This is a genomic window from Bosea sp. 29B (assembly GCF_902506165.1).
Classification (GTDB): Bacteria; Pseudomonadota; Alphaproteobacteria; order Rhizobiales; family Beijerinckiaceae; genus Allobosea.
Genome location: NZ_LR733817.1, coordinates 4,881,962 through 4,908,681 on the forward strand (window position 1 = coordinate 4,881,962; position 26,720 = coordinate 4,908,681).

The window sequence follows — 26,720 nt, forward strand, 5'->3', positions numbered from 1 at the left end:
TTGCTATGGCTTTCGCGTCAGGGAGCCTTGGCCGGCGCGGGCTGCTGCGCCTTCTTCTTGGCGAGCTCGTCGGCCTCGCGCTTGGCTTCGGTGTCGTAGGCCGACTTGTTGTAGGGCGTGCCCGACTTCTCGGCGACATCGCGCACGACCGCCCAGTCCTTCTGGTAGGTGATCGGCAGGAAGCGATCGTCGCCGTTGAACTCCTTGGTCATCTCCGGGGTGAAGCGGAAGGAGAAGAAGCAGTCGGTCAGCTTCTTGGCGAGCTCGGGCTTGAGGTCGTGCGCATAGGCGAAGGACGAGGTCGGGAAGATCGCGCTGCGATAGATCTCGCGGGTGTCCTCCTTCTTGATCGTGCCGCGCACGATCATGCGCTCATAGACGTCACCGGCGACCGCGCCCATGTCATAGTCGCCCGAGACCACACCGAGGATCGACTTGTCATGGCCGCCCGACATCAGCGGCTTGTAGTCCTTGTCGGCCTCGAGCCCATGCTCGGGGAAGAGCACGCGCGGGGCGAGGTTGCCGGAATTGGACGAGGGCGAGGTGTGGGCGACCTTCTTGTCCTTGAGATCCGACAGCTTCTGATAGGGGCTGGAGGCCTTGACCACGGCGACGAGGTTGTAGCCGCGCACGCCGGCGGCGGAGCCCTTGGCGGCGAACGGGATCGCGCCGGCGAGGTTGACGGCAAAGCCGGTCGGGCCGGTCGAGAAGCCGGCAAAGTGCAGGCGGCCCGAGCGCATCGCCTCGATCTCGGCTGAGTTCGACTGCACGGGATAATAGACGATGCGCTTGCCAGTGCAGGCGGCGAGATGGTCGGTCAGCGGCTTGAAGATGTTGGCGTAGACGGCAGGGTCCTCGACCGGCGTATAGGCCCAGACCAGCGCCGACGGATCCTTCAGCTTCGAGGCCTCGGTCGGCACGTCGGCGACCAGGTCCTTGTTAGCGTCGCAATACATCGTGTCGAGCTGGCCGCGATTGGGGCAGGCGTCCTGCGCCTGCGCCGCCCCAGTGAGCCCGAGGCTAAGGAGCAACGAAGTCGTGGCGGACAGGCAAGTCAGCATCTTGGTCATAGTCGGCGTCTCTCCCGGTCGATCTTGATTATGAGCTGGCTATAGTATGTGACACAAAACTGTCATATTCCAGCCGGACCGGACCCCTGATCTTACGACTAAAGTGGCCTTGTCCACGACGAGAGCAGGCTCCGCCTCAATCCTGATGATGCAAAAGCGCTCCTCTACAACCTTTCCGGACAGCCTCGCGACGCTGATGCCGCGCTATGACGGCTTCCTGCTCGACCAATGGGGCGTGCTGCATGACGGCGTCCGGCCTTATCCGGGAGCCGTGGCGGCGCTGGAGATGCTGCGCCGGGCGGGCAAGCGCGTGATCATCCTCTCCAATTCCGGGCGCCGCGGAACCGAGAACGCCGTGCTGCTGGCGAAGATGGGCTTTGCGCGCGAGCTCTATGACGAGGTCGTCTCGGCCGGGGACGATGCCCGCGAGGCGCTGAGGGCGCGCGACGAGCCGTTCCACCGCACGCTCGGCCACCGTTGCCTGCTGCTGGCGCGCGAGGGTGAGGTGCATCTGGCGGAGGGGCTCGGCCTCGACCTGGTCGATGATGTCGCCATCGCTGACTTCATCCTGCTGATGACGATGGACCCACCACGGCAGTCGGTAGCCGGCTGGATGGATCTGCTCAAGGCTGCCGGTGAGCGGCGCCTGCCGATGCTCTGTGCCAATCCCGACCTGCACCGCGCCAGCCCGGAGGGTGGTCTGCAGGAAGCGCCGGGCCTCGTCGCGCGGGCCTATGAGCAGCTCGGCGGCGCCGTGCGCTATCACGGCAAGCCGCAGCCGCGAATCTATCGCACTTGCCAGGCGAAGCTCGGGCTCGACCGCAGCCGGGTCGTGGCGATCGGCGATTCGCTTGAGCACGACATCGCCGGTGCGCAAGGCGCCGGCATCGACAGCGTCTTCATCGGCGGCGGCATTCATCGCGGCGAGATCGCTTGGGATGGCGCGGGGATGGACCCGTCGAGCTGTCTTGCGCTCTTTGCCCGCGCCGGGCGTAGCCCGACCTATGCGCTGCCGCTGCTCGGCTAGAGCATGCCGATTTCATGCGGAACCACGCCGTCATTCCGGGACTTCGCGCAGCGAAGGGCCCGGAACCCAGAACCGATGCCGGTTGTCAGGATGGCGTTGTGGCCGACGCGCTTTTCCGGAGAGGGCATCGGTTCTGGGTTCCGGGCTCAGGCCTTCGGCCTGCCCCGGAAAGACGGTGTGATTCCAACTAGAGGCGGAAGCGCCTCAACGGCCGGTCAGGAAGAAGCCTGACAGAGCATAGGCCAGCGCCGAGATCAGGCCCGCCGCCGGCATGGTGACGATCCAGGCGAAGACGATCCCACGGGCGACGCCCCAGCGCACTGCGGTGACCCGCCTTGCCGCGCCGACGCCGATGATCGCGCCGGTGATGGTGTGCGTGGTCGAGACGGGGACGCCGAGATAGGTCGCCAGGAACAGGGTGATGGCGCCGCCGGTCTCGGCGCAGAAGCCCTGTTGCGGCGAGAGGCGGGTGATCTTGGAGCCCATGGTGTGGACGATGCGCCAGCCGCCGCAGAGCGTGCCGAGCGCCATCGCCGCCTGGCAGGAGATCACCACCCAGAACGGCACCGAGAAGGTCTCGCCCATCATGCCGTGCGAGAATAGCAGCACGGCGATGATGCCCATCGTCTTCTGCGCGTCATTGGCGCCGTGCCCGAGCGAATAGAGCGAGGCCGAGACGAATTGCAGGAGGCGAAAGGTCGAATCGACCTTGATCGGCGCCGCCTTCAGGAAGGTCCAGGAGACGATCAGCACCAGCAGCAGCGCCAGCGCGAAGCCGATCGCCGGCGACATGAAGATCGCGAGGAAAGTTTTGCCGAGCCCCCACCAGACGATCGACGAGAGGCCGACCTTGGACAGGCCGGCGCCGACCAGCCCGCCGATCAGCGCATGCGACGAGCTCGACGGGATGCCGGCGATCCAGGTCACGACATTCCAGACGATCGCGCCGGTCAGTGCGCCGAAGATCACGCGGTCGTCGACGATCGTCGCCTGGATGATGCCGGAGCCGACCGTCTGGGCGACGTGCAGGCCGAAGAACAGGAAGGCGATGAAGTTGAAGAAGGCGGCCCAGAACACCGCCCATTGCGGCGCCAGCACCCGCGTCGAGACGATGGTCGCGATCGAGTTGGCGGCGTCATGCAGGCCGTTCAGGAAATCGAACAGCAGCGCGACGGCGATCAGGAAGAGGAGGGCAGGGGCGAAGCTGGCGAAGTCCACAGGAGGCCGCGCCGCTCAGAGGTGTTCGAGCACGATGCGGCTGACGCGCTTGGCGACGTCCTCGAAGCGGTCGACCACCTTTTCCAAGTGGTCGTAGATCTCAGCGCCGACGATGAAGCCCATGGCGTCGGTGCCGCGATGGGCCTTGAACAGCTCCTTCAGGCCCTGATCGTAAAGCTGGTCGGAGTGCTCCTCGATTGCCCCGATCTCCTTGGCGAGCGCGCCGATGCCGACCGCGTGCTTCTTGATGTCGCGCAGCATCGGCAGGAGCTCGCCGACCTTCTGCGAGGCTGCGACGACCGTCTTGCCGAGCTCCTGCATGCAGGGCGTAAAGCTCTCGACCTCGAACAGGCGGATCGCCTTGGCAGTCTTCTGCATCTGGTCGATGGCGTCGTCCATCGAGCCGATCAGTTCCTCTATGTCGCCGCGGTCGAAGGGCGTGATGAAGGTGCGGCCGACCTCGAGCATGACCTCGCCGGCGATCGCGTCGGCGCGGTTCTCCTCGGCGAAGATCTCGGAACAGCCGGCCTCGATCGGCGTCGCCCCGCTGAGCAGGCCGTCGAGCGCCGCGGCGCCCGCCTGCAGCGTCTGCGCATGACGCTCGAACAGCACGAAGAACTTGTCTTCCTTCGGCAGCAGCTTCTGGAACCAGCCCAGCATCGGAACGGCCTCTCACCAACTTAGTCCGCCCCGCGGCAAATGAGCGGGATGACACGCCTGCGCCTTTTGTGACAGTTTTGCGACAACGGCAATCCGGATTCACCGGTTTTGCCAGCCGCCGGCCTCGACGTCGGCGGGCACAGAAGACGAAAGGGAGGATTTGGATGTTTACACGCAGGATCGCGCTCGTCTCGGCGCTCGGACTGGCCCTGGCCGCCTCGGCTGTTCATGCGCAAGCGCCGTCGGGCAAGGTCACGGTCGTGACCTCGTTCTCGAAGGACGTCACCGACCCGATCAAGAAGGCCTTCGAGAAGGCAGTGCCCGGTGTCACGCTGGAGGTCCAGAACCGCAACACCAATGCCGGCGTGAAATATGTCGAGGAGACCAAGGCCAACAATCAGGTCGACCTGTTCTGGGCCTCAGCGCCCGACGCCTTCGAGGTGCTGAAAGGCAAGAGCCTGCTCTCTGCCTACAAGCCGAAGGCGACCGGCATCCCCGACAAGATCGGCTCCTATCCGATCAACGACCCGGCCGGCTTCTATTTCGGCTTCGCCGCGTCCGGCTACGGCATCATGTGGAACGAGCGCTATGCTAAGGCCAACAAGCTGCCCGAGCCGAAGGACTGGCAGGACCTCGCCAAGCCGGCCTTCTACGGCCATGTCTCGATCGCCTCGCCGGCACGCTCGGGTACGACGCATCTGACCGTCGAGACCATCCTGCAGGGCGAGGGCTGGGAGAAGGGCTGGCGTACCCTCAAGGAGATGTCCGGCAATTTCCACTCGATCACCGAGCGCTCCTTCGGCGTGCCGGAGGCGGTCAATTCCGGCCAGGTCGGCGTCGGCATCGTCATTGACTTCTTCGCCTTCTCGGCGCAGGCCTCGGGCTTCCCGGTCAAGTTCGTCTACCCGACGGTCACCACGGTCGTGCCGGCCAATGTCGGCATCATCGCCAACCCGCCGAACAAGGCGGCGGCCGAGGCCTTCATCGAGTTCCTGCTCTCGCCGACCGGGCAGGAGGTGCTGCTCGAGCCGGGCATCCGTCGCCTGCCGGTCAACCCTGCGGTCTATGCCAAGGCCGGCGCCGATTATCCGAACCCGTTCACGGATCCGCGCTTCCAGAAGATGATCGGCTTCGACGTCGACAAGTCGGAAGCGCGCACCGCCGTGGTCGACACGCTGTTCGACCAGCTGATCTCCTTCCAGCTCGATGCGCTGAAGGGCGTCACCAAGACGCTGCACGAGGTCGATGCGGCGCTGGCCAAGAAGCCGAACGCCCAGGCCAAGGCGCTCGCCGACGAGGCGCGCAACTTGATTGCGGCGCTCCCCGTCACCGAGGCGCAGGCCGCGAGCCCGGAGCTGCGCGCCGCCTTCACCGGCGGCAAGGAGAAGGGTGCGCGCCAGGCCGAGGTCGAGGCGCAATGGGCAAGCTTCGCCCGCGACAACTATGCAAAGGCGAAGGCCAAGGCCGAGGAGGCGCTGAAGGCGGCGAAGTGACAGGCTTTTCAAGCTCCGCCGTCATCCCGGGCGTAGCGAAGCGGAGACCCGGGATCCATTCCGGAACGGTTCAGGAATGGATCCCGGATCGGCGCGGCTTCACCGCTTGTCCGGGATGACGGTGCTTTGATTGATCAGCGATCAGGCCAGACATGACCGCCATTTCTGCAACCACTCCGCCTCGCGCTCGCGCGTTCTCCGCCACGCCCGGCCAGATCGCGCTGGCGCTCGCCATCGCGGCCTTCCTGCTCGTCTTCCTGGTCCTGCCGGTGGCGACGGTGATCTATGTCGCCTTCACCGAGAAGGGCACCTCGACCTTCACGCTGGTCAATTTCTACGATTTCGTCCGCACCGAGCTGTTCATGCGCTCGTTGTGGAACTCCTTCTATGTCTCTGCGATGTCGGTGGTCTGGGCCTCCGTGCTCGCCCTGCCGCTCGCCTATCTCACCACGCGTTTCGCCTTCCGGGGCGCCGCGATCGTCCAGACCCTCGGCTTCCTGCCGCTGATCATGCCGCCCTTCGTCGGCGCCGTGGCGATGCAGCTCTTCTTCGGCCGCAACGGCTCGATCAACCTGCTGCTCGACGACTGGTTCGGCTTCAAGATCGACTTCATGGAGGGGCTGAACGGCGTCATCTTCGTCCAGTCGGTCCACTATTTCCCGTTCATCCTGATCAACCTCTCGGCGGCGCTGCGCAATATCGACCGCGCCATGGAGGAAGCCGCGCAGAATCTCGGCTCTTCCGGCTTTCGCCTGTTCCGCCGCATCGTCTTCCCGCTGGCGCTGCCGGGCTATCTCGCCGGCGCCTCGTTGGTGTTCGTCAAGGTCTTCGACGATCTCGCGACGCCGCTCTTGCTCAACGTCAAGGACATGCTGGCGCCGCAGGCCTATCTGCGGGTGACCTCGATCGGCATCGCCGACCCGATGGGCTACGTCATCTCGGTCGTGCTGATCGTCGCCTCGGTGCTGGCGATGTGGCTCTCGGCGCTGGCGCTGAAGGGGCGCGACTACGCCACGACCCAGCGCGGCGGCGGCGGACTCGCCCGGCGGGTGATGCGCCCGCATGAGGCGGTGCTCGGCTACGGCGTCGTCATCCTGATCCTGGCGCTGGTGCTGGCGCCGCACCTGGCGCTGCTGCTGCTCTCCTTCGCCACGGTCTGGTCGTTCTCGCCACTGCCGGACGCCTATACGCTCGCCCATTATGGCCGCGTCTTCGGTGAGAGCTCGCTCTACATCAAGAACACGCTGATCTACGCCACGCTCGCCGGCGGCATCGACATCGTGCTCGGCGTCGCGATCGCCTATCTTGTGCTGCGCACCAAGCTGATCGGCCGCGAATGGCTCGACTGGATGGCGACCTCGGCGCTCGCCATTCCCGGTGTCGTGCTCGGCATCGGCTATCTCAGGACCTTCTACGGCATCACCCTGCCGGACGGGACGCCGCTGGCGGCACTCTGGATCACCATCGTGATGGCGCTGGCGATCCGCCGTTTGCCCTATGCGTTGCGTGCCTGCCATGCCGCGCTCCAGCAGATCTCGGTCTCGCTGGAGGAGGCGGCTGAGAATCTCGGCGCCACCAAGGCCCGCACGGTGCGCCGCATCGTCGTGCCCTTGATGACGGGCGGCATCCTCGCCGGCTTCGTCACCTCCTTCGCGACGGCGGCGGTCGAGCTCTCGGCGACGTTGATGCTGGTGCAGTCCAATTCCGACGCACCGCTGGCTTATGGCCTCTATGTCTTCATGCAGTCGGCTGCCGGGCGCGGGCCCGGCGCGGCGCTCGGCGTCGTCGCGGTCGTGCTCGTCGCCGCCTGTACCTTCCTCTCGCACCTCATCGTCGAACGCAGCCAGAAGGCCAAGGGAATGGGCCACTGACATGAACGCAAACGTCTCCCTGACCACGCCGGCCGTCTCGGTCGCGATCGAGGGCGTCAACCTCTCCTATGGCGACAACCATGTGCTGAAGGACGTCAACCTCGCGATCGAGCCGGGCGAATTCTTCGCCTTCCTCGGTCCGTCCGGCTGCGGCAAGACCACGCTGCTTAGGCTGATCGCCGGCTTCAACCACGCCGATACCGGCCGCGTCGCGATCGGCGGGCAGGACATCTCCGGCCTGCCGCCGTGGAAGCGCGATGTCGGCATGGTCTTCCAGTCCTATGCGCTCTGGCCGCATATGAGCGTGCGCCGCAACGTCGCCTTCGGGCTGGAGGAACGCGGCGTGAAGCGCGCCGAGATCGACCGGCGGGTCGAGGCGGCGCTCGGCCTCGTCGGGCTCGCCCATCTCGCCGAGCGCCGGCCCTCGCAGCTTTCCGGCGGCCAGCAGCAGCGCGTCGCGGTGGCGCGCACCGTCGCGGTCGAGCCCAAGGTGCTGCTGCTCGACGAGCCGCTCTCCAATCTCGACGCCAAGATGCGCGTGCAGGTCCGGCGCGAATTGCGCGACCTGCAGCAGCGGCTCGGCCTGACCACGATCTTCGTTACCCATGACCAGGAGGAGGCGAACTCGATCTGCGACCGCATCGCCGTGATGAACGACGGCATCGTCCAGCAGGTCGGCACGCCGATGGAGCTCTATGAGCGCCCCGCCAACCTCTTCGTTGCCGGCTTCCTCGGCACGGCCAACATCCTGAAGGGGCGGGTCGTCGGCAGCGGCGCCGGGCGCAGCTTCGAGATCGACGGCGGCACGAAATTCCCGATCGGCGAGGGGGTGTCCGTTCCCGATGGTGCGGCGCTGGTCTTCCGTCCGCAGCATGCCAGCCTCGTCGAGCGGGCCGGCTCGCAGGGCGGCGCGCTGTCCTTGCCCTGCGCCATCGCCAACCGCGAATTCCTCGGCGCGAGCGTCCGCTACGGCGCTCGGATCGGCTCCGCCGAGGTTGCGGTCGACATGCCGTTCCAGTCCGGGCGTGAGCTGTTCGAGGTTGGGAGCGAGGCCAGCTTGAAGCTCGCCTCGGGGGCGCTTCACTGGCTCTCCGCCTGAGGAGGCCTAGGAGCGGCGGCGCTACAGCCATGCTCGGTGCAGACGACATCGAGCACCTTGTGCGAGGTCCCCAGGCAATTGGCCCGGTAGGCGGTAAGCGAGCCCTGCCTCAGCACCGTCTCGATCCGCGGCTTGACGCAGCCGCGTTCGAGCAGGACGCGCTGCAGATCGCCGTCGGAGGCAAGCGCGGCGGACAGCCCGCCCAGAAGAACCAGCGCCGGGGCACCGCCCCGACGCAGAGGAGCGGACCGGAGTGATCCACCCCGAGGCCGCAGGGTCACTTTGCCTTCTGGAGCTTGGTGACGGTGATCTGGCCGTTGACCCGGTCAGCATCGAACTCGATCTTGGTTCCGGCCTTCAACCCTTTCAGCATGGCCGGATCGCCAGCGCGGAACACCATGGTCATCGCGTCCATGTCGAGATTCTTGATCGGGCCATGATTGATGGTGAGCTTGCCCTGGGGTTCGTCGACCTTGGTGACGGTGCCGCTGACCGACTGCGCTGCGGCCGGCAGGGCAAGGAGAAGAAGGGCGAGGGTCGCTGTCGTCCTGAGCACGGGGTGCTCCTTTCTCTGAGAATTACTTGACGATGATCTTGCCGGTCATGCCCGCTTCGCGGTGACCAGGGATCAGGCAGGAGAAGTCGAATTCGCCCGCCTTGGTGAAGGCCCAGACGATCTCGCCGGTCTTCTTCGGCTGAAGGCGCCTGGCGTTCGGATCGTCATGCTCCATGTCGGGGTTCTTCTGCATCTCGACCGCGTGCTTGAGGTTCTCTTCCAGCGTCGCCAGGACGAGCTCATGGTCGAGCTCGCCATTGTTGCGCAGCTGGAAGCGGATCTGCTCGCCGCGGCGCACCTCGATCCGGTCGGGGATGAAGGACATCTTGCCGTCGCGTTCGGCCATCGCCACGGCGATGATCCGCGCCGGCTTCTTGGGGTCTCCCGGCTTGCCATAGGCGGTCTCGTCGCCATGGCCGTGGCCGGCGCCACCGGGGCCTGCCAGGGCAGTGCCGGCGGAGAACAGAACCGCGATCGCGGCGAGCTTGAATGCTGTCGTCATGAGGCTCTCCTGCTGAGATCGATGTCTTCAGTGATTGGAATGAGAGTTCTTGGCCGCAGGCCGGGGCTTGCCGTCCGGACCGAGGCTCGGCTTGCGCGGGTCCTTGACCCGCCATTCGGTCGGGTCGACGCCGCTGTCGGGGGAGGTGCCGCGCGGCGCCTCGGCGAGCTTCTGGCCCTTGTATTCGAAGGCGACGGTTCCCTCCGGATGCTTGAACCAGCCGGGGTCCTTGTAGTCGTTCCTGGCGAGGCCCTCGCGGACCTTCACCACCGAGAACATGCCGCCCATCTCGACCGGGCCGAACTGGGCGAAACCGGTCATCATCGGCAGGGTATTCTCGGGGAGCGGCATCTCCATCGAGCCCATCTCGCCCATGCCGTTCGAGCCCATTGGCATATAGCCGGGCGCGATCTTGGCGATGCGCTTGGCCAGGTCCTTCTTGTTGACGCCGATATAGTTCTTCACCGAATGCCCCATCGCATTCATGGTGTGATGCGATTTGTGGCAATGGATCGCCCAGTCGCCGAGCTCGTCGGCGACGAAGTCGAAGGCGCGCATCTGGCCGACGGCGCAGTCGATCGAGACCTCGTCCCAGGCCGCCGCCGGATCGACCCAGCCGCCATCCGTGCACGAGACCTTGAACTCGTAGCCGTGCATGTGGATCGGGTGGTTGGTCATGGTCAGGTTGCCGAAGCGGATCCTGACCTTGTCGTTCTTGCCGACGACGAGCGGGTCGATGCCCGGGAACACGCGGCTGTTCCAGCACCACATGTTGAACTCGGTCATCTCGGCGACGCGCGGCACATAGGAGCCGGGCTCGATGTCGAAGGCGTTGAGCAGGAAGACGAAGTCGCGGTCGACACGGCGGAAGGCCGGGTCCTTCGGATGGACGACGAAGAAACCCATCATGCCCATAGCCATCTGGACCATTTCGTCCGAGTGCGGGTGGTACATGTAGGTGCCCGAGCGCCGCAGCTGGAACTCGTAGACGAAGGTCTTGCCCGGCGGGATATGCGGCTGCGTCAAACCGCCGACGCCGTCCATGCCATTGGGCAGGCGCTGGCCGTGCCAGTGCACCGCCGTGCTCTCCGGCAGCTTGTTGGTGACGTAGATGCGGACCTTGTCGCCCTCGACCGCCTCGATCGTCGGCCCCGGCGACTGGCCGTTATAGCCCCAGAGATAGCCCTTCATGCCGGGGGCGAACTCACGCACCACCGGCTCGGCGACGAGATGGAACTCCTTCCAGTCGCCGTTCATGCGCCAGGGCAGCGACCAGCCGTTCAGGGTCGCAACCGGCTGGTAATCCGGCCCCGTCGTCGGAACCAGAGGCGCCTGCGTCGTCGCCTCGGCCATGGTGGGTGCCTCCGGCACAGCGGCGAAGGCTGTGCGTCCCGACACTGCGGTTGCTCCGGCCAGGACGAGCCCGGACGAGCCGATGAAGCCTCTGCGCGATAGCGTGGTCATTGTTCCGCTCCTTCCGCCCGCTCAGTGCCCGCCGCCGGCATCGCCGCCGCCTGCAGCGGCGACCGTGGCCGCGCCTCCGCCTCCGCTGCCGCCACCGATCAGCGCGTGCTTGAAGTCGGTATGAGCGATCCAGAAATCGCGCCGGGCATTGATCGCCGCGACATTCGAGAGGATGCGGTTGCGGGCATCGGTGATCAGGTCGGTCACGTCGTTGAGCATGCCGCTGTAGTGCAGCAGCGACTGCTCCTGGATGATCTTGCGCAGCGGCAGGACATTGTTCTGGTATTGCCGGGTGATGTCGTAGTTGGCGCGGTAGGCGGTATAGGCCTCGCGCGCCTCGGAGCGGGCATTGACCGCCTTTTCCGCCAGCCTGTTGGCGGCTTGCATGTAGGTCTGCTCGGCGAGCGCGACCTTGGACTGGCCGAAATCGTAGATCGGGATGTCGATCTCCAGCTCCAGCGTCCTGCTGCGGCTGGATTCGCGCTCGACATGGCCATGGTCGTCGATGCTGCGGCTGCGGTCATAGGTGCGGCGCCCGAGCAGGTCGATATCGTCTACGAAGCGCGTCGCATTGGCGAGGCCGAGCGACTTCGCCAGCGTGTCGAGCTCGGCCCGCGCAATCTGGATGTCGATGCGCTTGCGCAGCGCCTCGGCCTCGATCGCCTTGACCGATTGCAGCCGCGGCAGCGGAGGCAAGCTGCCGAGCCGGAATTTCAGGTCGTCACCCCAGAGCCCGAGCTGGCGAATGAGCCGCTCGCGCTCCTGGCGTTGCTGCTGGCGCGCCTGGGCGAGCTGAACCGTCAATTCGGCCTCGAAGGCGAACTCGCGCGCCTGGTCGATCTTGTTGACGCCGCCGGACTCGCCGAGCCGTTTGAACAGTTCGGAAGCGGCGTCGGCGGAGTTCTTGGCCTCCTGGTAGAAGGCGACCTGGGCATTGGCGGCGGCGGCCCGGTAGTACTGGCGGCGGGCATCGGCAGCGAGCCGAAGCACCGCTTCGATCGCGCGCAATTGCGCGGTCTTGAAGCGATCGCCAGCGATCTCGGCCCTCGCCGGCAAGGTGATGAGCGCGAGCAGGCTGCCGACGATCTGGCGCTCGACCTCGACCTCGAAGCGGCCGGAGAGCTTGGAGATGCCGAAGCGCGGATTGGGCGGCAGGCTGGCGGCGACCATCTGCGCCTCGGCAATGCCGAGCTCGTTGAAGGACGCTTGCAGCCCGCGATTGCCGAGCAGCGCGACCTGGACGGCGCTGTCGGCGGTCAGCGGCTTGCGCAGGAGCTGGTCGATCCGCGCCTTCGCCGTGAGCGCTATCCTGTCGTCGCCGATCTTGACCACGTCCTTGCCGATATCGGCGTAAGTCGCGGCCTGGATCGGCGCCATCCCGCCATCGGGCGAGAAGCCGGCACAGCCGCCGAGCAGCGCTGTCGTGCCGGCGAGCAGGCCCCAGCGCAGCATGCGGCGGGCATTCGGCATGGTCGGAGCGATCAAGGTCGGCCTTTCAAGCGACGGAGCAAGCGAAGTGATCGGTTGGACGGGCAGCGTCATGATTTCGGCCCGACCTGGCGGTTCAGCTCGTGCCAATCCTTGGGCTCGGCCGGGCGGAAGCTCGCGGCGCCGGCCGTCACGCTGCGATAGCCGACAGCAGGAACGCGGGCGTTCGGATCGGCCGGCCGCGCCAGATGGTCCGGGATCGTTGCGGCGCAGGCGCCCAGCGCCAGACCAACCGCCATCAGCAACGGCACCTTCACCAACCTCACGACTCGGCTCCCCTGTTTCGATGCAGCAGGGGTAGCAGCGGCCTTTCGCGGGCGTCCGTTACAAATTGTTTCAAAGCGGTGCGGGCGGTTGGCCCGCGAGCGCGCTATTGTGCTGGCGAGATGACAGGAGCCCGCTCGCGGGGACACGGACATTCCAACCGAAGCACAGCCAGAGATGGAGCAGGCTCCCGTCGCGACGACCGTCGACGACCACGGCCATATCCTGGTGGTCGACGACGATCCGCAGATCAGGCTGCTCGTCGCGCGCTTCCTGCAGCGGCACGGCTATCAGGTTACCGGCGCACCGGACGGGCGAGCCATGCTGGAGGCGCTGGCGCATAGCGCCATCGACCTGATCGTGCTCGACCTGATGCTGCCCGGGCGCTCCGGCGTGGAGCTCTGCCGCGACGTGCGCGCCACCTCGCAGGTGCCGATCGTGATGCTGACGGCGCGGACCGAGGAGAGCGATCGCATCACCGGTCTGGAGGGCGGGGCGGACGACTACGTCACCAAGCCGTTCAGCCCGCGGGAATTGCTGGCCCGGATCCGGGCATTGCTGCGCCGGGCAAGGGCAGGGCAGGGCACCGCCGCCGCGCAGTCGAATGCGGTCGTGAGCTTCGATGGCTGGCGCATGGATCTGCGGCGGCGCGAATTGCAGTCACCCTCGGGGACGCTGATCGACCTCTCGACCGGCGAGTTCGACCTGCTCGTCGCCTTCGTCGAGCATGCCAACCGGGTGCTGTCGCGCGAGGCACTGATGCAGTTCGCCAAGGCAAGGATGAGCGACGATCCCTTCGACCGCACCATCGACGTCCAGATCAGCCGCCTGCGCCGTAAGCTCGAGGCTGACAGCCGGGGTGGGCAGTTGATCAAGACGGTCCGCGGCGCCGGCTACCTGTTCGCCTCGCAGGTCGACCATCAGCAAGGACTGCCCGCTTGACGCACCTCGCCAAGCGGCTCTGGCCCGATACCGTCGCCAGCCGCGCCATCCTCATATTGGTCGCAGCGCTGCTCGCCTTCCATCTGCTCGGCTATTGGGCCTATCGCGTCGGCGTCGAGAACCTCGCGACCGCAGGCCAGGACCGCGGCCTCGCCGAGCGTATCGTCTCGATCAAGCGGGCGATCGCGAGCCTGCCGCAGGCGCCGGAACGCGACCGCGTCGCGCATGACCTGTCGAGCGCCAGCCTGGAAGTGCATTGGAGCAAGGTCAGCCTGGTGCTCGGCACGGCGCCGATGACCGAGCGGACCCGCGCGATGGAGGCGCGGCTCAAGGAACTCGCTCCGGAGCTGGCGGCGGAATCCTTCCGGGTTGGTTTCGCCGACGACGGTGCCCTCGGCGCCGGCGAGGCCAATGCCTACAAGCACATGATGCTGGTCTCGGTCCGGCTCGACGACGGCTCCTGGGTCAATTTCTCGTCGTCAGCGCTAGGCGCCTCGCAGCATCTCGACTGGGGCCTGACGGCGATCATGATCTGCTTCGCCGTCGCCATCGTCGTCGTTGCGCTGCTGTTGCTGCGCTGGGCGACGCGGCCCCTGCGCGATCTCGCTTTAGCGGCTGAGCGCTTCAGCCTCGACCAGGTTCTCCAACCCCTTCCCGAAACCGGGCCTGTCGAGGTGCGCCGCGCCGCGCGCGCCTTCAACACGATGCGCGAGCGCATCCGAAATCTGGTCACCGAGCGCATGCAGGCTATGGCCGCGGTCTCGCATGATTTGCGCACGCCGATCACGCGCCTCAGGCTCCGGTCCGAATTCCTGGAAGACGAGGCAACCCGCAGCCTGATCGACGCCGATCTCGGCGAGATGGAAGCGATGATCGACTCGACCCTGGACTATCTGCGCGGCGGCACCTCGAGCGAGCCACTGCGCCCGGTCGATCTCGCCTCGGTGATCGAGACGATTGTCGACGAGCATGTCGATCAGGGCCACCGCGTCTCGCTGGTCGGGCTGAACTCCGCTCCGGTCCAGGGCAGGGTGCTCTCCCTGAAGCGTGCGGCCTCCAATATCATCGGTAACGCGGTGAAATACGGTGAGGCTGCGAAGGTCACCATCGCCGAAGCTGGCGAGAGCTTCGCCGTCCTCGTCGAGGATGAGGGGCCGGGCATCGCCGAGGCCGATCGGGAACGAGTGTTCCATCCCTTCGTGCGGCTGGAGGAATCGCGTGGCCGTCAGACCGGCGGTTCGGGCCTCGGCCTCACCATCGCGCTGGCCATCGCCCGCTCGCATGACGGCTCGATCACGCTGGAGAACCGGGCCGAGGGCGGCTTGCGCTTGACGCTGCTGCTGCCGAAACTCGATCGGACGGCCGGGCCCGCGCCCGATATGCGGGGATGACCGCCGGCCTCTTCGCCAGGCGCAGGGCAGCTCGCTTGCCTCGCTTCGGAGCAGCCCTAGACTGGTGCCATGGCACACTCCCTCAAGGCCGGCGCGACGCCGGCAGCCGTCTCCGCTGGCCTGAACCAACCGAACCTCGATTCCGACGCGGTCTGGGAGGCTCGGCGCGATCTCGCCGCCTGCTTCCGTATGGCGGCGCGCTATGGCTTCGAGGAGGGCATCTGCAACCATTTCTCGGCGCTGGTGCCGGGCTATGACGATCTCTTCATCGTCAATCCCTATGGCTGGGCCTTCCGCGAGCTCACCGCCTCCAAGCTGCTGATCTGCGACTTCCACGGCAATGTCGTCGCCGGCGAGGGCCAGCCCGAAGCGACCGCCTTCTACATCCACGCCCGCGTTCACAAGAACCTGCCGCGCGCCCGCGTCGCCTTCCATACTCATATGCCCTATGCGACGGCGCTCTCGATGACCGAAGGCGATCCGCTGATCTTTGCCGGGCAGACGGCGCTGAAGTTCTATGGCCGCACGGCATTCGACCGCGACTATAACGGCTTGGCGCTCGACGAGCGCGAGGGCGACCGCATCGCCGGCGCAGTCGGCGACGCCGACATCGTCTTCATGAAGCATCACGGTGTCATGGTGCTCGGCCCCAACATCGCCGAGGCCTGGGACGATCTCTATTATCTCGAGCGTGCCTGCGAGGTGCAGACCCTGGCGCTCTCGACCGGCCGCCAGGTGCTGCCGGTGAAGCCCGAGATCGCCGAGGCGGCCTATCGGCAGATGCGCGAGGGCGATCCGGAATCGGCGCGCCTGCACCTGGCCTCGATCCGCCGCCAGCTCGACGCCGAGGAACCTGTCTATCGGGATTGAGGGCTAGGAGCCCAGCTCCAACAGCAAGCCATCCAGCCGCGCGATGCCGGCGGTGATCTGCGCCTCATCGAGCGCGGCATAGCCGATGACGAGGCCGGCACGGCGCTCGGGATCATCAGGCCGGTCATAGAGCCCGCTGATGCCATAGAGGCCGAGCGCCACCGCAGCTGCCCGCTCCGTCAGCTCGCTCTCGCGCGATTGCGGCAGCCCGTTGATCCAGGCGAGGACATGCAGGCCGGCATCGGTGCCGGCAATCGCGACGCGCTCGCCGAGCCGCTCGCGCAGGGCTTTCAGCAGGGTGACCCGCCGCTCGCCATTGCGGCGGCGGATGCGGCGGACATGCCGCTCATAGGCGCCGCTTGCGATCAATTCGGCGAGAGCAGCCTGCTCCAGCTCGGGCGTGTGGCGGTCGACCATGCGCTTGGCCCGCGCGAAGATCTCGCGCAGCGCCGGTGGCAGCACGAGATAACCGAGCCGCAAGGTCGGTGAGAGCGTCTTCGAGACCGTGCCCAGATAGATCACGCTGCCGGCCTGGTCGAGCGAGCGCAGCGGTGGCACCGGGCCGACGCCATGGCGATATTCGGCGTCGTAATCGTCCTCGATGACGAAAGCGCGATGGCGCGCCGCCCATGCCAGCAATTCCTGCCGGCGCGGCGCCGAGAGGATGCTGCCGAGCGGCAATTGATGCGAGGGCGTGACGAAGGCGAGCCGTGCCGGCGGCAACGTAGCGGTCTGCATGCCTTCGCGATCGACCGGCTGCGGCGAAAGCTCGGCGCCTGCCGCCAGGAAGGCCTGGCGCGCCAGATTGTAGCCGGGGTCCTCGATGACGACGCGGTCGCCGGGATCGAGCAGCAGCCTTGTACAGAGATCGAAGCCCTGCTGCGAGCCGTTGACGACGAGGATGTCGTCGATCTCGCAACGCAGGCCGCGGCCGCGCCAGAGATAGCCCTGCAGCGCAGCGCGCAGCTCTGGCAAGCCGCGCGGATCGCCATAGCGCAAGCGGGCCGGCCGCTTGGTCACGGCATTGGCCAGCGCCCGCCGCCAGGCCAATGTCGGGAAATCGCCGCCGGCGAGCTCGCCGTAGCGGAAATCGAGCGCGAAGGGCTGCGGGTTCCACGGAATCGGCGCGGCGGCCGCCAGCCGTCGGCCATAAGCTGAGAGCTCGGTCGTGCGAGGCGAAGGAGTGTCTCTCGCTGCCGACTCCGCCTGAGCCAACCCAGCTGCCACCCGAGCCCGTGCGCCAGCCTTCGTTTCGAGATAGCCCTCGGCCGCCAATTGCTCGAAGGCGGCGGTGACGGTGGTGCGCGACAATCCCCATTCGGCCGCAAGCGCCCGCGTCGACGGCAGGCGCGAGCCGGGTGCATGGACACCGGCCGCGATCTCGCGCTTGATCGCCGCGATGACCCGGCGTTGGGCACCGATCTCGCTTTCGACTGGTCCAGTTGGAATGCTCGAAACTGGTCGTTTCATGCAGTCCAGATTAGCGGCATGACGACGGCGCTCGCAAGGAGACCTGTTCCATGTACACGCCGCCGGCCTTCCGCGTCGACGACCGCGCCGAGATCCACGCGATGATGCGCGCCTGCCGGCTCGCTACCCTCGTCACGGCCACGGCCGAGGGGTTGCTCGCGACGCCGCTGCCGCTAATCCTGGCGGAGGAGGAGGGCGAGTTCGGCGTGCTCCATGGCCATCTCGCCCGTGCCAATCCGCAATGGCAGAAGGCGGCGATCGGTGAGGCCATGGTCCTGTTCAATGGCCCCGATGCCTATGTCACGCCGTCCTGGTACGAGACCAAGCGCGAGACCGGCAAGGTCGTGCCGACCTGGAACTACCAGGCGGTGCATGCCTATGGCCAGGCCGAGTTCTTCGACGATCCCGAGCGTCTGCTCGACGCGGTCACGCGCCTGACCAATCTGCATGAGGGCACCCGGGCGCAGCCCTGGGCGGTCGATGACGCGCCGCCCGCCTTCGTGCAAGCGCAGCTGCGCGGCATCGTCGGCCTGCGCATCCCGATCACCCGGCTCGAAGGCAAGCGCAAGATGAGCCAGAACCGCCCGCTGGCCGATCGTGTTGGCGTTGCCGAGGGGCTGGGAGCGAGTGAACGCCCCAGCGATCTGGTCGTCGCAGCGATGGTGCCGACCGAAGGCTGACGGCTGTCTTTCCGGGGCAGGCCGAAGGCCTGAGCCCGGAACCCAGAACCGATGTCATCCCCGGAGGAGCTCAACCCGCCGCGCAATCATGACAACCGGCATCGGCTCTGGGTTCCGGGCCCTTCGCTGCGCGAAGTCCCGGAATGACGGCGTGGCTCGGCGCCAAATTGACGATCAGTCCTGCGTCTCGCCCTCATAGGGCGTGGCGCGCATCGACGGGCGCTGGTTGAAGCGGTCATACCAGCCGGCGAGCCTTGGTGCCCGCGCGCGGAAATCTGGCAGGCGCCGGAAGCTCAGCCAGGCGAGCGCAGTCGCGAGCCCGATCTGCCCGACGGTCACCGGCCCGTCGAGATCGACCTGCGTTTCCAGATAGTCATAGGCTTCGAGCAGCTTGGTCGTTTGCCCCTCGGCGAGCGGCGGATAGCGTTGCGCTTCCGGCCGGCGCTCGGTCTCCCAGCGCACGGCGATGCCGGCATCGCACAGCCCTTGCGCTAGTGCCTGCAGCCGCAGCGCTTCATAGCGCGCCGGCCCCTCGCGCGGGATCAGCGAGCCCTCACCGGCGAGCCGGTCGAGATAGTCGCAGATCACCACGGAATCGAAGAGGGCGCCGGCATCGGGCGTCAGCAGCACCGGCACCTTGCCGAGCGGGTTCCGAGCGAAGACGGCATCGTTGCGGTTGGTCGGACTGGTCTCATGGTGGATCACTTCGAGACGGTCGACCAACCCGAGCTCATGCGCGCAGACCAGCACCTTGCGGGCATAGGGCGAGTGGCTCTGGTAGAGCAGCGTGAGCTTGCCCGACATCACGCCGTCCCGGCGACTTCGGCCGGCGTCAGCCCGACCAGTTCGGCATAGCGCTCCGGATCGGTCGCGCCCTCGGTGACGACGGCGAAGGCGCGCGAGGACGCGTCGAGCTTCAGCGCCGTGCGCGCCTGCGGATCGCGCAGCGCCGCGAGCAGCCCGGCGAACCCTGCCGCGCCGCTCTCGCCGGCGACGATGGCCGGATCGCTGCCGGCCGGGCGTGCCAGCCGGTTCATCGCCTCGACCGCGATTTCGTCCTCGACCGTCATGAAGGCGTCGGCCGTGCGCGACAGCACGCGCCAGGCCAGCGGCGAGGGGTCGTAGCATTCCAGCATCGCCATCACCGTCGGTGCGCCATGGGCGATCTTGGTCGGCTGCCCGGCGCGGGCGCTCTCGAACAGGCAGGCGGCGCGGGCCGGATCGACCACGGTGAAAAGCGGCCGCTTGTCGCCAAGAACCAGCGACAGCTGTGCCGCGATCGCCGCAGCGATGCCGCCGACACCGGCCTGGACGAAGACGTGGGTCGGCGGCTCCGGCAACTGGCGCAGGGCTTCGCGGATGATGGCGGTGTAGCCCTGCATGACGAGGCCGGGGATGCGCTCATAACCGTTCCAGGAGGTGTCGGAGACGGTGGTCCAGCCCTGCTCATCGGCGACGCGGGCGGCCTCGACGATGGAATCGTCATAGGTGCCAGGGACACGAACGATCTCCGCTCCGAAGCGGGCGATCGCCGCGGCGCGCGGCTCGCTGACGCCGCCATGAATGAAGATCACCGAGCGCGCGCCGACGAGCTGCGCCCCCTGCGCGACCGAGCGGCCGTGATTGCCGTCGGTGGCGCAGGCGAAGATCATCCCGGCCGCGATCTCGCGAACCTCAGGCGAGGTCAGGTCGGCTTCGGCGAGGGTTCGTCCGAGCCGCTCAGCTGCTGCCTCCAGCACCAGGCGCGTCACGGCATAGGCGCCGCCCAGAGCCTTGAAGCTGCCGAGGCCGAGCCGCTGGCCTTCGTCCTTGAGATGCAGCGCGCCGATGCCGAGCGCGGCGGCAAGGCTGGGCAGGGCACAAAGCGGCGTCGGTACGTGCTCGGCCCTGCCTGCGAGATGCCGCTCGATCGCGTCGGCGCCGGTGGGGCCGAGTGTCTGCGCATCGACCGGGTGGAGCGGCTGGCGGAAGTCCGGGAGCTGGTTGAGCAGGAGCACGGCTTGCCTCATTGAGATGTCCAGGTGAAGAGATATTGCAAGCGTCACGAAAAAGGCGCTGCAATCACTCGTCAGCCTTGCAAGTTTGTTTCATAATCATTGCCCCTGGAGCTGCGCTTGCGTGAAACGTCCGCCTCCACCCTCGACGCTTTCGACCGGGCGATCCTCGCCATCCTGCAGCAGGACAACACGACGCCGCAGCGTGTGATCGGCGAGAAGGTCAACCTCTCGGCGCCGGCCGTGCAGCGTCGCATCCGCCGGATGGAGAAGGACGGCGTCATCACCGCCAATGTCGCGGTCGTCGAGCCAGCGGCGCTCGGTCATCCGATCACGCTCTTCGTCGAGGTCGAATTGGTCAGCGAGACAGCGAAGGACATCGACGCCGCCAAGCGCGCCTTCCTCGCCGCGCCGGAGGTGCAGCAATGCTACTACGTCACCGGCGAGGTCGATTTCATGCTGGTCGTGCTGGTGCCGAGCATGACGGCCTATGAGGCGCTGACCCGCCGGCTCTTCTTCGCCGACGCCAACATCCGCAAGTTCCGCACCTTCGTCGCGATGGACCGGGTCAAGACGGGGCTCAGCGTGCCGGTGGGGTAAAACGCAGCCTCTCCCGTCATGGTCGGGCTTGTCCCGGCCATCCACGTCTTCTGTCGGCGAGCGCGGTGTTCAAGACGTGGATGCTCGCCACAAGGGCGAGCATGACGAGCTGGAATGGCGGCGAGCCTCCGCTAAGACGTCAGCGCGCCTGCGGTCATGCCCTGGACCATGAATTTCTGCAGGAAGATGAAGGCCATCACCAAAGGCAGGCTCGCCAGCACCGAGAAGGCCATCATCGTGTTCCAGTCGGTGACGAACTCGGCCATCAAGCTGTAGATCGCCATGGTCAGCACCCGGTTCTCCCAGGATTCGATCAGCACTACCGCGAACAGGAACTCGTTCCAGGCGAGCAGGAAGGTGTAGAGTCCGGCGCCGATGAAGGCGGGATAGGACATCGGCACCAGCGTCCTGAAGATCGCGCCCAGCCGCGAGCAGCCATCGACCATCGCCGCTTCCTCGATGTCGCGGGGAATGTTGATGAAATAGCTGCGCAGCATCAGGATGCAGAAAGGCAAAGTGAAGGTCAGGTAGACCACGATCAGCGAGGTCCGGGTGTCGTAGAGCCCGAGCGTGATGAAGATCCGGAAATAGGGGATGCAGAGCAGCACCAGCGGGAACATCTGCGTGGTGATCAGGAACATCAGCACCGCGCGCTGGCCGGCGAACTTGAAGCGCGCCAGCGCATAGGCAGCCATCGCTCCGAGGATGAGGGACAGCGCCGTCACCACCAGCGAGACCACCATCGTGTTGGCGAAGACGAGGAGATAGCGCGGGCTCGCGAAGATCTTGCGGTAGCCCTCGAGCGTGAACACCTGCGGCAGCCATGTCGGTGGCATCCGCATCACCTCGATGTTCGGCCTGACCGAGACCGTCAGCATCCAGGCGAGCGGGAAGAACACGATCGCGATCGCGATCAGCAGAAGGAGATAGGAGGCGGCGTTGATCAGGCGCTCGCGCCCGCGAATGCCGATCTTGCCGAGATAGGGCCGGGTGTGCGCTACAGCGCCGTACTGGGCGACGGTCATTGCTGATTGCTCATGGTTCGGCGGACATAGATGGCGCTCACGATGAAGAGCACGATGAACATGACCACGGCCTCGGCCGACGCGTAGCCGAACTTCAGCTTCTGGAAGCCGTCGAAATAGATCGCCGTCGCCAGCACTTCCGAGCTGTGCGCCGGGCCACCGCCAGTCATCACATAGACCGGGTCGAAGGCGCGGAACGTCCAGATCGAGTCGAGCAGCACGATTGTGGTGATGACGCCGCGCAGCTGCGGCAGGGTGATGTGCCAGAACTGCCGGAACAGCGAGGCGCCGTCGATCTCGGCGGCCTCATAAAGCTGCTTGGGGATCGCCTGCAGGCCGGCGAGCAGCATCACCATGAAGAAGGGGAAGGCGCGCCAGACATTCATCGCCGTCACCGACCCCAGCGCCGTCGAGGGATCGCCGAGCCAGGAGATGGTGAAGTTGGCGTCGATGATGCCGAGCGAGGCGAGAAGTCCGTTGAGCACGCCGAAGGGCTGCAGCATCAGCACCCAGATCATGCCCGCGACGGTCGGCGCCAGCAGCCAGGGCACGATCAGCAGGCCGCGCGCGACGGTGCGGAAGGCCGGGTCGAGATTCATGTTGAGCAGCAGCGCCAGGCCGAGCCCGATCACCAGATGCAGCAGGACGCTGAAGACGGTGAAGACGACGGTCTGCCAGAAGGCGCGCCAGAACAATGGGTCGTTGGCGAGCGCGATGTAGTTGCCGAAGCCGACCCAGACCTCGCGCTGGAGGTTGCTGTCGTGGAAGCTCAGGCGGACCACGTCGATCAGCGGGTAGATCAGGAGCGCGACGAGGATCAGCAGGGACGGCCACAGGAAGGACGCGGCCAGGAATTCCTCGCGGTACTTGCGTTTGAGCGTCAGCAGCATGACTCGCCGATCGTTGCGGAAGGGCGGCTTACGGCCGGCCTGTCAGAAAATCGGGGTCATCCCGGACAAGCGGCGTAGCCGCGCCGATCCGGGATCCATGCCGGAGCCTCGCAGATGAAGGCTCAGGCGTGGGTCCCGGGTCTCCCTTCGGTCGCCCGGGACGACGAGTGTCTTGGCGTCACTTGGCCGCGGAGAGGACCTTGTTCCACTCGGCCGCGGCGTCATCCAGCGCCTGCTTGGCGGTCTTCTTGCCCTGCACCGCATTCTGGATCTCGGTGCTCATCACCTTGTTCATCTGCACGGCGTTGGGCATCGACAGGAACGGCGACTGCGCGTTCGGCTGCGCCATCTGGGTCACGAAGGCCTGGAAGAGCTTGCGCTCCTTGAACCAGTCCTGGTTGGCGACGTCGGTGCGGGCCGGGAAACCGCCCGACCCCTTCGCCCACATCTCGATGCCCTTCGGCCCCGAGAGCCACTTCATGAAGGTCCAGGCGGCGTCCTTGTCCTGCGCCTGGCTGCTGATGGTGTTGAGCGAGCCGCGCACCATGGTGCCGGTGCTCTTGCCCTTCGGCAGCGGGGCGATGTCATAGTTGAGGTTCGGGTTGAGCTGCTTCTGGATGGCGACGCCCCAGGGCCCCTCGAACATCATCGCGACATTGCCCGAGGCGAAGTTGGCGCGCTTTTCCTTCTCGCCATTGCTCAGCACGCCCGGCACCGAGACTTTGTCCTTGTTCACCCGCTCGATGTACCATTCGATCGCGGCGACGCCCTCGGGGCTGTTGAACACGGCCTTGTTGGTCGCCGGGTCCATGAGCGTCGCGCCGCCCTGCAGCAGCAGCGGGTAGATGTCGTAGGTCATGTTGGTCGGCGGCTCGGCCTGGAGCGTGCCGGTGATCGCGAACTGGCGTTTGTCCGGATTGGTCAGCTTGCGCGAGTACTCGGCGAACTCGTCCCAGGTCTTGGGCGGGCCAGAGAGGCCGGCTTCCTTGAACCGGTCGGTGTTCCAGAACAGCGCGACCGCGCCGCTCTCGATCGGCAGGTAGTACTGCTTGCCCTTCCACTTCGCATGGAAGGTCTCCGGGATGTTCGAGAAGAATTCCTTCGGTTCCTTGGCGATGCGCGCATCGATCGGCTCGATCATGCCGAGATCGGCGAACTCCGCCACCCAGTCGACCTGGACCAGCAGCACGTCCGGCAGCTTCTTGGCCTGATGCAGCACGATGGCACGGTCATGGAAGCCGGTGAACGGCGAGTCGACCGGCGTCAGCTTGATGTCGGGATGGTCCTTCTCGAAGGCGGCCTTGAGCTCGCCCATGAACTTCTCGCCGACCTCGGTGCCCTTCCACTGGCCCCAGCGAACTTCCTTCTGCTGGGCAGTTGCGAGCGTCGGCAGGCTGATCGCCGAGGCGAGCGCCATCGCCGCGAGCGTCAGCAAGGAAGACCTGCGATGCTGATCCATATGCGTTTCCTCCCGGTTGATTGTCGTTTTTAGATTTGGGCGACGCGCCCGTCGTTGCGGGCGCGCCGTAGTCACGAACGCAACTTTCAGGCCGCGCGCGCCTTGCGCAGGGCTTCCGGAACGGGCGGGGCGACCTTGACCAGCGTGGTGTTGTCGTCGACCAGCTTGCTCGTGCCACCCACATTCATCCAGGTGAACATGTTGCGGAACATCTCCTGGAGCGAGGCCATGATCGCCGTCTCGGCCGCCTTCGGCATCTCCCAGAACGGCTTCTTCATCACCTTCCAGGACTTCTTGCGGGTGTTGTAGAAGAACTGCGCGTCGGTCTCGCCCGCTCCCTTCTCCGAGAGGTGATTGGCGAAGGTATATTCCCGAATCTGGTCCTTGATCGCCTGCGGCAGCGCCGGGTGGTCGAAGATCAGGTTGTTGAAGCCGAGCGCGAGATGGACCTCGACCGCCTCAGCCTTCGGCAGTTTGGCGAGCTGTGTGCCGGGCAGGGTCGAGGCGCCGTGCTGGACCGCGCCGGCCATGTTGTACTCGCTGCGGCAGATCGTCGAGATCGTCTTCAGCAGATCATAGTCGACATTGACCTGCGCGAGCGTGCCGTCCGGCAGCACCTTGCCGCCGTGATAGGTGCCGGAATTGATCGAGATCTTGCTGACGATCGGCAGCTTGGCGCTGCGCTTGGCCATCTCCTCGAGATAGACCTTCATGAAGGCGCGCAGCTCTTCCGGCGTGGTGTTCTCGTGGCCGACCTCGCCGATCTCGGCGCCGAGCGAGATCGAGACGCCATTGGGTTCGATGCCACGCACGAACTCGGTGAAATGCGCGGTCAGCTCGGCGTTGACGCGCTGCTGGTCCTCGACCGTCGCCAGCGACAGGTCGACCACGGTGGAGGCGTCGATGTCGATGCTGTACATGCCGGCCGCGACCTGCTCGCGCATGATGTTTTCGAGCTTGCGGACCTCGGCCTTCGGATCGGCGAGATAGGCCTTGGCGTTGATCTGGTCGTGGTCGGCCTGGAGGAAGACCGGACCGGTGTGGCCCTCGCGCAGCGCCGCGGCGAGCACCGCTGCGGCGTATTCAAGCGGCGGCTGCTGGGCATAGAGCGCTTCGCCCACCGCTTGCTCGAAGATGAAGAGCTTGGAATCGAGCTCCTTGCCGGCGCGGAAGACGGCGCGGCAGGTGTGATAGCTCCAGCCGCGCAGGTTCATCGCCGGCACGGTCTTGCCTGACCATTTGCCGGCGGCGCAGGCGAGATAGAGTTCCTGGATCGATGCCGGCACGATGCCGGCGGCATGGGCAGCTTCGCGGATCGCCCAGATCGCCACCGCGCGCGTCTCCGGCTCGGCCAGCGCAGCGGTCTCGGCCCAGCGGTCGATCATCGCATCCGGCGGCCGCTTGCTGTTGCTGAAGTCGGGCGAGGAACCGGCGAGATCAACGCCGATCGTCTTGAGGTCGTCGGTCAGCTCAGCGAGCGAGGCGCATGCCATGGGTCATACCTTCGAAAACGGCTTCGAAACGGAGAGCGTCGGCGGGCTTCCGGGCCTCCGGCTGGGCGGGCCGGAAGCCCGCCTCATCACGTTCGCAATCAATGCATGCCGTTTTCGTTATCGCAAGTCATATTATCGTTTTCGCGCATTGCAACATAAGTCATGTTGCAATGCGCAATTGCTCCGAACCTCAGTTCGGATGCGTTTCGCCGGTAGCCAGCAAGGCCTGTACGGCAGCGCGGTCGGGCATGCCGTCCCAGCCATTGGCCCGCTCGGCCTTGAGTGCCGCGACGGCGGCCGCCAGGCGCGCAGCCTCGATCGGGCTTTGCCCCTCGCAGAGCCCGAGAGCATAGGCGCCGTGGAAGACGTCGCCGCAGCCGGTGGTGTCCTTCGCCGCGACCTTGAAGGCGGGGACGCTGACGAGCTCGCCATTGATCAGCCAGAGGCTGCCGGCGCTGCCGCGCGTCACGGCGAAGACCTTGCCGGAACCGTCGGCGCAGCGCCGCAGCAGTTCGTCGGCCGGGCCGTCGCCGGCGAAATCACGCAACCCCTCGGCCGAAAAAACGATGTGGTCGGCCTTGGCGATCAGGCGGCGATTATCCTCCGGCGTGCCGCCGTCGACATCGAGCACGCTCGGGATGCCGGCTTGATGGGCGCGATCCAGCACGACTGCCGCTGCGTCCGGCCAGCGCGTGTCGGCTAGCACGGCGCCCGCTTGGTCCAGCCCGCCCTGCGGCAGCACGCTCGCATCCTGCGACAGGCTGCGCCGGTTCGAGACGATGCTGCGCTCGCCGCGCCTGTCGACCAGGACGATCGCCCGCAGCGTGCGTCCCTCGGGCAGGATCGCGACACCGTTGCAATCGACGCCGTGGCCGCGCAACAGCCGCAAACCAGTGTCGCCGGCGGCATCGGCACCGACCCGGCCCCAATAGGCGGCCTTGCCGCCGAGATGGCAGATCGCCACCGCCGCCGTCGCGGCTGGTCCGCCAAAACGTTCAGTGTAGCCGAGGACGCCGGTCTTGATCCCGGCGGAGGGCAAGGCCTCGACCTCGAAAACCTCGTCCTGGACGAGGTTGCCGACGCAGACGATCAGACGGCCGCTCATGCCTGTTGCGCCCTGGCGGAAAGGGCGATCGATTGGATGAGGCGCGCATGGCGGGATATCCGCCGGCTCCCTGGCCGCGTGGTCAACAT

25 protein-coding genes are annotated in these 26,720 nt (G+C 66.4%); 9 read left to right on the forward strand and 16 right to left on the reverse strand.

Features of this window, described 5'->3' with window-relative positions:
* Positions 1–17 precede the first annotated feature (17 nt).
* Positions 18–1,061, reverse strand: a complete 1,044-nt coding sequence (phnD, locus tag GV161_RS23700; RefSeq protein ID WP_152014932.1) for a phosphate/phosphite/phosphonate ABC transporter substrate-binding protein — start codon at positions 1,059–1,061, stop codon at positions 18–20.
* Positions 1,062–1,218: 157 nt separating this feature from the next.
* Between phnD and GV161_RS23705 the strand changes: the two genes are divergently transcribed.
* The gene (locus GV161_RS23705) at positions 1,219–2,097 is read left to right on the forward strand and encodes a TIGR01459 family HAD-type hydrolase (RefSeq protein WP_159650388.1); all 879 of its coding nucleotides are present in this window, start codon (positions 1,219–1,221) and stop codon (positions 2,095–2,097) included.
* 204 nt (positions 2,098–2,301) lie between these two features.
* Here GV161_RS23705 and GV161_RS23710 read toward each other — a convergent pair whose 3' ends face one another.
* Positions 2,302–3,315, reverse strand: coding sequence for an inorganic phosphate transporter (locus GV161_RS23710; protein WP_152014384.1), 1,014 nt, complete (start codon positions 3,313–3,315; stop codon positions 2,302–2,304).
* A gap of 15 nt (positions 3,316–3,330) precedes the next feature.
* A complete protein-coding gene (locus GV161_RS23715; RefSeq protein WP_152014385.1) occupies positions 3,331–3,975 on the reverse strand; it encodes a DUF47 domain-containing protein in 645 nt (214 codons plus the stop codon).
* Positions 3,976–4,139: 164 nt separating this feature from the next.
* Here GV161_RS23715 and GV161_RS23720 point away from each other — a divergent pair, with 164 nt between their 5' ends.
* From GV161_RS23720 to GV161_RS23730, 3 genes are all read left to right on the forward strand, one after another.
* Complete coding sequence (locus GV161_RS23720) at positions 4,140–5,468, forward strand: extracellular solute-binding protein (protein WP_152014386.1); 1,329 nt, start codon at positions 4,140–4,142, stop codon at positions 5,466–5,468.
* 152 nt (positions 5,469–5,620) lie between these two features.
* Positions 5,621–7,339, forward strand: a complete 1,719-nt coding sequence (locus tag GV161_RS23725; protein ID WP_152014387.1) for an iron ABC transporter permease — start codon at positions 5,621–5,623, stop codon at positions 7,337–7,339.
* Between the two features lies 1 nt (position 7,340).
* On the forward strand, positions 7,341–8,438 hold the full coding sequence (locus tag GV161_RS23730) for an ABC transporter ATP-binding protein (RefSeq protein WP_152014388.1): 1,098 nt from the start codon (positions 7,341–7,343) through the stop codon (positions 8,436–8,438).
* A 277-nt stretch (positions 8,439–8,715) separates the two neighbouring features.
* On the opposite strand, the gene GV161_RS23735 is transcribed toward GV161_RS23730, so the two are convergent.
* The 5 genes from GV161_RS23735 to GV161_RS23755 are packed head-to-tail and all read right to left on the reverse strand — an operon-like array spanning position 8,716 to position 12,714.
* Positions 8,716–8,994, reverse strand: a complete 279-nt coding sequence (locus tag GV161_RS23735; protein ID WP_152014389.1) for a copper-binding protein — start codon at positions 8,992–8,994, stop codon at positions 8,716–8,718.
* Between the two features lie 22 nt (positions 8,995–9,016).
* A complete protein-coding gene (locus tag GV161_RS23740) occupies positions 9,017–9,496 on the reverse strand; it encodes a cupredoxin family protein (RefSeq protein WP_152014390.1) in 480 nt (159 codons plus the stop codon).
* A gap of 27 nt (positions 9,497–9,523) precedes the next feature.
* Complete coding sequence (locus GV161_RS23745; protein ID WP_152014391.1) at positions 9,524–10,960, reverse strand: copper oxidase; 1,437 nt, start codon at positions 10,958–10,960, stop codon at positions 9,524–9,526.
* A gap of 21 nt (positions 10,961–10,981) precedes the next feature.
* Positions 10,982–12,445, reverse strand: a complete 1,464-nt coding sequence (locus GV161_RS23750; protein ID WP_244624050.1) for a TolC family protein — start codon at positions 12,443–12,445, stop codon at positions 10,982–10,984.
* A 53-nt stretch (positions 12,446–12,498) separates the two neighbouring features.
* Positions 12,499–12,714 (reverse strand): hypothetical protein, encoded by a 216-nt coding sequence (locus GV161_RS23755; protein WP_152014392.1) that lies wholly within the window; start codon positions 12,712–12,714, stop codon positions 12,499–12,501.
* Positions 12,715–12,889: 175 nt separating this feature from the next.
* Between GV161_RS23755 and GV161_RS23760 the strand changes: the two genes are divergently transcribed.
* The 3 genes from GV161_RS23760 (at position 12,890) to GV161_RS23770 (ending at position 15,915) form a co-directional block, all read left to right on the forward strand.
* Positions 12,890–13,654 carry a response regulator transcription factor gene (locus GV161_RS23760; protein WP_152014393.1) on the forward strand — a complete coding sequence of 255 codons (765 nt, stop codon included), beginning with the start codon at positions 12,890–12,892 and terminating at the stop codon, positions 13,652–13,654.
* On the forward strand, positions 13,651–15,045 hold the full coding sequence (locus GV161_RS23765) for an ATP-binding protein (RefSeq protein ID WP_152014394.1): 1,395 nt from the start codon (positions 13,651–13,653) through the stop codon (positions 15,043–15,045). The genes GV161_RS23760 and GV161_RS23765 overlap by 4 nt, the downstream gene beginning before the upstream one ends.
* A 69-nt stretch (positions 15,046–15,114) precedes the next feature.
* Positions 15,115–15,915, forward strand: a complete 801-nt coding sequence (locus tag GV161_RS23770; protein WP_152014395.1) for an aldolase — start codon at positions 15,115–15,117, stop codon at positions 15,913–15,915.
* 3 nt (positions 15,916–15,918) lie between these two features.
* Here GV161_RS23770 and GV161_RS23775 read toward each other — a convergent pair whose 3' ends face one another.
* Positions 15,919–17,385 carry a PLP-dependent aminotransferase family protein gene (locus GV161_RS23775; RefSeq protein ID WP_152014396.1) on the reverse strand — a complete coding sequence of 489 codons (1,467 nt, stop codon included), beginning with the start codon at positions 17,383–17,385 and terminating at the stop codon, positions 15,919–15,921.
* Between the two features lie 50 nt (positions 17,386–17,435).
* Here GV161_RS23775 and GV161_RS23780 point away from each other — a divergent pair, with 50 nt between their 5' ends.
* Positions 17,436–18,065 (forward strand): FMN-binding negative transcriptional regulator, encoded by a 630-nt coding sequence (locus GV161_RS23780; protein WP_152014397.1) that lies wholly within the window; start codon positions 17,436–17,438, stop codon positions 18,063–18,065.
* A 174-nt stretch (positions 18,066–18,239) separates the two neighbouring features.
* Here GV161_RS23780 and GV161_RS23785 read toward each other — a convergent pair whose 3' ends face one another.
* Both GV161_RS23785 and GV161_RS23790 read right to left on the reverse strand, forming a co-directional pair.
* A complete protein-coding gene (locus GV161_RS23785; protein WP_152014398.1) occupies positions 18,240–18,869 on the reverse strand; it encodes a glutathione S-transferase family protein in 630 nt (209 codons plus the stop codon).
* Positions 18,869–20,062, reverse strand: a complete 1,194-nt coding sequence (locus GV161_RS23790) for a diaminopropionate ammonia-lyase (protein WP_152014934.1) — start codon at positions 20,060–20,062, stop codon at positions 18,869–18,871. The genes GV161_RS23785 and GV161_RS23790 overlap by 1 nt, the downstream gene beginning before the upstream one ends.
* 117 nt (positions 20,063–20,179) lie before the next feature.
* On the opposite strand from GV161_RS23790, the gene GV161_RS23795 reads away from it, so the two are divergent.
* Positions 20,180–20,659 carry an Lrp/AsnC family transcriptional regulator gene (locus GV161_RS23795; RefSeq protein WP_152014399.1) on the forward strand — a complete coding sequence of 160 codons (480 nt, stop codon included), beginning with the start codon at positions 20,180–20,182 and terminating at the stop codon, positions 20,657–20,659.
* Positions 20,660–20,790: 131 nt separating this feature from the next.
* On the opposite strand, the gene GV161_RS23800 is transcribed toward GV161_RS23795, so the two are convergent.
* The 5 genes from GV161_RS23800 to GV161_RS23820 all read right to left on the reverse strand — a co-directional run bounded on the left by GV161_RS23800 (position 20,791) and on the right by GV161_RS23820 (position 26,631).
* Entirely contained in the window at positions 20,791–21,684 is an 894-nt protein-coding gene (locus tag GV161_RS23800) for a carbohydrate ABC transporter permease (RefSeq protein ID WP_152014400.1), read from the reverse strand.
* Positions 21,681–22,574 carry a sugar ABC transporter permease gene (locus GV161_RS23805; RefSeq protein WP_152014401.1) on the reverse strand — a complete coding sequence of 298 codons (894 nt, stop codon included), beginning with the start codon at positions 22,572–22,574 and terminating at the stop codon, positions 21,681–21,683. Before GV161_RS23805 ends, GV161_RS23800 begins: the two co-directional genes overlap by 4 nt.
* Positions 22,575–22,752: 178 nt before the next feature.
* Complete coding sequence (locus GV161_RS23810; protein WP_152014402.1) at positions 22,753–24,033, reverse strand: ABC transporter substrate-binding protein; 1,281 nt, start codon at positions 24,031–24,033, stop codon at positions 22,753–22,755.
* A gap of 86 nt (positions 24,034–24,119) precedes the next feature.
* The gene (locus GV161_RS23815) at positions 24,120–25,526 is read right to left on the reverse strand and encodes a class II fructose-bisphosphate aldolase (protein ID WP_152014403.1); all 1,407 of its coding nucleotides are present in this window, start codon (positions 25,524–25,526) and stop codon (positions 24,120–24,122) included.
* Positions 25,527–25,716: 190 nt separating this feature from the next.
* A complete protein-coding gene (locus GV161_RS23820) occupies positions 25,717–26,631 on the reverse strand; it encodes a PfkB family carbohydrate kinase (protein WP_159650389.1) in 915 nt (304 codons plus the stop codon).
* Between the last annotated feature and the right edge of the window lie 89 nt (positions 26,632–26,720).

Excerpts from the sequence above, each read along its gene's own strand:
- GV161_RS23770 (WP_152014395.1), top strand. The coding sequence starts at position 15,115 with ATGGCACACTCCCTCAAGGCCGGCGCGACGCCGGCAGCCGTCTCCGCT.
- GV161_RS23780 (WP_152014397.1), top strand. The coding sequence starts at position 17,436 with ATGTACACGCCGCCGGCCTTCCGCGTCGACGACCGCGCCGAGATCCAC.
- GV161_RS23785 (WP_152014398.1), bottom strand. The coding sequence starts at position 18,869 with ATGTCGGGCAAGCTCACGCTGCTCTACCAGAGCCACTCGCCCTATGCC.
- GV161_RS23800 (WP_152014400.1), bottom strand. The coding sequence starts at position 21,684 with ATGACCGTCGCCCAGTACGGCGCTGTAGCGCACACCCGGCCCTATCTC.
- GV161_RS23715 (WP_152014385.1), bottom strand. The coding sequence starts at position 3,975 with ATGCTGGGCTGGTTCCAGAAGCTGCTGCCGAAGGAAGACAAGTTCTTC.
- GV161_RS23805 (WP_152014401.1), bottom strand. The coding sequence starts at position 22,574 with ATGCTGCTGACGCTCAAACGCAAGTACCGCGAGGAATTCCTGGCCGCG.
- GV161_RS23720 (WP_152014386.1), top strand. The coding sequence starts at position 4,140 with ATGTTTACACGCAGGATCGCGCTCGTCTCGGCGCTCGGACTGGCCCTG.
- GV161_RS23820 (WP_159650389.1), bottom strand. The coding sequence starts at position 26,631 with ATGAGCGGCCGTCTGATCGTCTGCGTCGGCAACCTCGTCCAGGACGAG.
- GV161_RS23810 (WP_152014402.1), bottom strand. The coding sequence starts at position 24,033 with ATGGATCAGCATCGCAGGTCTTCCTTGCTGACGCTCGCGGCGATGGCG.
- GV161_RS23730 (WP_152014388.1), top strand. The coding sequence starts at position 7,341 with ATGAACGCAAACGTCTCCCTGACCACGCCGGCCGTCTCGGTCGCGATC.
- GV161_RS23775 (WP_152014396.1), bottom strand. The coding sequence starts at position 17,385 with ATGAAACGACCAGTTTCGAGCATTCCAACTGGACCAGTCGAAAGCGAG.
- GV161_RS23725 (WP_152014387.1), top strand. The coding sequence starts at position 5,621 with ATGACCGCCATTTCTGCAACCACTCCGCCTCGCGCTCGCGCGTTCTCC.
- GV161_RS23760 (WP_152014393.1), top strand. The coding sequence starts at position 12,890 with ATGGAGCAGGCTCCCGTCGCGACGACCGTCGACGACCACGGCCATATC.
- GV161_RS23740 (WP_152014390.1), bottom strand. The coding sequence starts at position 9,496 with ATGACGACAGCATTCAAGCTCGCCGCGATCGCGGTTCTGTTCTCCGCC.
- GV161_RS23745 (WP_152014391.1), bottom strand. The coding sequence starts at position 10,960 with ATGACCACGCTATCGCGCAGAGGCTTCATCGGCTCGTCCGGGCTCGTC.
- phnD (WP_152014932.1), bottom strand. The coding sequence starts at position 1,061 with ATGCTGACTTGCCTGTCCGCCACGACTTCGTTGCTCCTTAGCCTCGGG.
- GV161_RS23705 (WP_159650388.1), top strand. The coding sequence starts at position 1,219 with ATGCAAAAGCGCTCCTCTACAACCTTTCCGGACAGCCTCGCGACGCTG.
- GV161_RS23815 (WP_152014403.1), bottom strand. The coding sequence starts at position 25,526 with ATGGCATGCGCCTCGCTCGCTGAGCTGACCGACGACCTCAAGACGATC.